We start from the raw sequence: 2,340 nt of genomic DNA, 5'->3' as shown, positions 1-2,340 counted from the left end.
CGTTCCACCTCATCAGCTTCGGGCCGATTAGGCCTATGGAGCAGCCAGGCGACAGGTGATGCCGGACGTTGAGCATCGGTCGCATAAGGGATTGAACAACCGGGCGGAGAATGCACATGTGCCGCTGCGAAAACGGGAGCGTATGATGCAAGGCTTCCGATCACCAGGAGCACTGCAACGCTTCGTTTCGATCTTCTCGGCTCTGCGCAATCTCTTCGTCCCGCCTCGCTCAAAACGCGGCGCTCTCGCGACACAAATTCACCGCCTGCAGGCCATGGCGGAATGGAAAGCCGTGGCCATGGTCAGCTGACATCAGCGGCCGCAGGTCTCAACGCGTGTATATGCAGACAACGTGACATCGCCGTCGTACCAGATCGACAGCAGCATCGCCTCAAACAGCGCAAGTGGCGGCCAGGCGGGCTCGCCTTGGCTGCGCAGGACTGTTAGGCCTCGATGCAGAGTCGAAATCGCCCCGAACACCGTCATGGCTGTTCTCGGTTTCAGTTTGAACTTGGTCGGGAGGAGCCAATACTGTGTTCAGCATCGGAGCCCTGATGAGCAACATTCTGACGACGACACCGCGAACCTCGGACACGTGCTCCCCGACATCGCAGAAGGCTTTCGAATCCTCGCTTTCCACGGCTAAGGGAAAGAGCCGGCAGTCGGCGGACAGCTCGTCCGCGACAGCGGCTTCCCCGCAGTCTCCGCCGCATTCGGGTGAGGCGGCGAAGCCGAGATCGGCGGGCGAGCGGGCGAGCCTTCACGGCCGCGACTCTAAGGAGGGGTCCAGCGGCGCTGGACAACATTCGGGCGACGCCAACACGGACATGCCGGGTCGGACCCAGCTTTCGGTCGGGCACGGCGGGACCGACGTCCCTTCCGGCTCCGCGCTTCAGCTCGGTGTATCGAAGACGGACGATCGGGCGCTTCCCGGTCACCACGATCGCTCCACCGCGCTGGCCGTGACGCCCCAGGGCGCCGAGGCGGCCGGGGTCGACGGCGCGAAATGGGGTCGCAATCACATGCCCCCGCCGAACTGGCCGGGGTGGCACAAGGGGCATGACTCCGCGGCGCCCCACCCCCGCGGCCATGCCCGGGCGTTTCAATACCCACCGTCCATGAGGCCGCATCCGCAGCCGGGCATGAAGGGTCCGGTGGGGCCTGGCCGACCGAACCCGAGGGACCCCTTCGGGCGCGGGCCGATCGCGCCTCTTCCATTGACGACGAACGGCCCTCTGCCACCGCTCTCGGCGCTTTCCCCTAAATGGGACGGGCTCATGAAAGAGGTCGACGGACTTCAGAACGAGGTCCTGCTTGAGCAGATCGGTCGGATCGACAACCACTTCGAGTCTAATCCCGATTGCTTGTGGAGCAAGGGCGTCAATCTGACGCCGGCACAAAAGGTTCGTTACCTCTACGATCTCCAGTCGAGCCTCGGACGCTATGTCGGGCTCAAGGAAGAGGTCGCGCAGAAGAGTCCGAAGGCGGTCTTCACGAACGACAAGGAGACCTTACGATCGTTCCATATGCGGATCGATCGGTTACAGAACGACCCTGCCATTCAAAGCTGGATGCGAAACACCTTCGCTCCGGCCATGGCGCAGAAGATCTACGACACGCCCCCGATCCGGCAGATGCTTCTCGAAACCATGAAGTCCGATGTCGTGGACGGAGGCATTCTTAAGACCGCGACGGCGCATGGCGTCAAGGCAGGCGACGCCGTTCGGCTGCATATGCGCGAGTACGGGCTGCTGCAGAGCATGATGACGCCTGCGGATCTGAAGTATTATTCGCAAGGAGCCGCCGACGCGCTGGGACATTTCATCGATGGCTTCATGTCGCCGAACCATATCGATCGGCTGACCGCGACCCAGATGCAGGCGCATTATGGGATGGACTACAATAAGGGGCTCGGCTCGCTGGACATGACGGCCGATCCGGGCATTCGCTCGCTGGCCCAGGACACGCATCAAAGCGACGCCAAAGTTCGTGCGGATCTCGGCGCGCTCGTCAACGCGACTCTCGGATACGTCCGCAAGGGCCTCAAATACAGCGAAGCCCTCGACAAGGCGAAGATCTCGTCGGTCGAATGCTAACAAGTGCCGGCAGGGATTCGGGACGCCTACAGTAAGGGTCTTTTCCACCTTGCCAACATGGTGACGAGCGGCGGAGCCGTCGCGCTGAAGGTGCTTGCCGGGAAACCAGTATCCGACTTCGATCGGGCGGCATTGGCGTTCCAATGCATGGTTGTCGCGGGGCTGGGCTTCGATAGCGCCAGTAAGATGGGACCGGCCTATGCTGGGCTACCAAAGGATACAGGCCGTTTTAGCGGCGCCAATC

At 62.3% G+C, this 2,340-nt stretch carries 3 protein-coding genes and 1 pseudogene; 3 read left to right on the top strand and 1 reads right to left on the bottom strand.

Annotated features, from left to right (window positions below; all coding sequences use genetic code 11):
• Positions 1-31: 31 nt before the first annotated feature.
• Positions 32-310 (top strand): annotated as a pseudogene (locus tag EOC06_RS36075) (DDE-type integrase/transposase/recombinase); the annotation flags it as partial.
• Positions 311-312: 2 nt separating this feature from the next.
• Here EOC06_RS36075 and EOC06_RS41120 read toward each other — a convergent pair.
• Positions 313-486 carry a hypothetical protein gene (locus EOC06_RS41120; protein WP_189367590.1) on the bottom strand — a complete coding sequence of 58 codons (174 nt, stop codon included), beginning with the start codon at positions 484-486 and terminating at the stop codon, positions 313-315.
• A gap of 68 nt (positions 487-554) precedes the next feature.
• On the opposite strand from EOC06_RS41120, the gene EOC06_RS36065 reads away from it, so the two are divergent.
• Both EOC06_RS36065 and EOC06_RS41115 read left to right on the top strand, forming a co-directional pair.
• Complete coding sequence (locus EOC06_RS36065; RefSeq protein ID WP_128310032.1) at positions 555-2,096, top strand: hypothetical protein; 1,542 nt, start codon at positions 555-557, stop codon at positions 2,094-2,096.
• A 3-nt stretch (positions 2,097-2,099) separates the two neighbouring features.
• On the top strand, positions 2,100-2,340 hold a 241-nt coding region (locus EOC06_RS41115), incomplete at its 3' end, for a hypothetical protein (RefSeq protein ID WP_206631339.1).

Source organism: Mesorhizobium sp. M7A.F.Ca.MR.362.00.0.0, assembly GCF_004023175.1.
Lineage (GTDB): Bacteria > Pseudomonadota > Alphaproteobacteria > Rhizobiales > Rhizobiaceae > Mesorhizobium.
The sequence above is the reverse complement of the archived record's forward strand: the minus strand, read 5'-3'. Positions and strand labels throughout refer to the sequence as shown.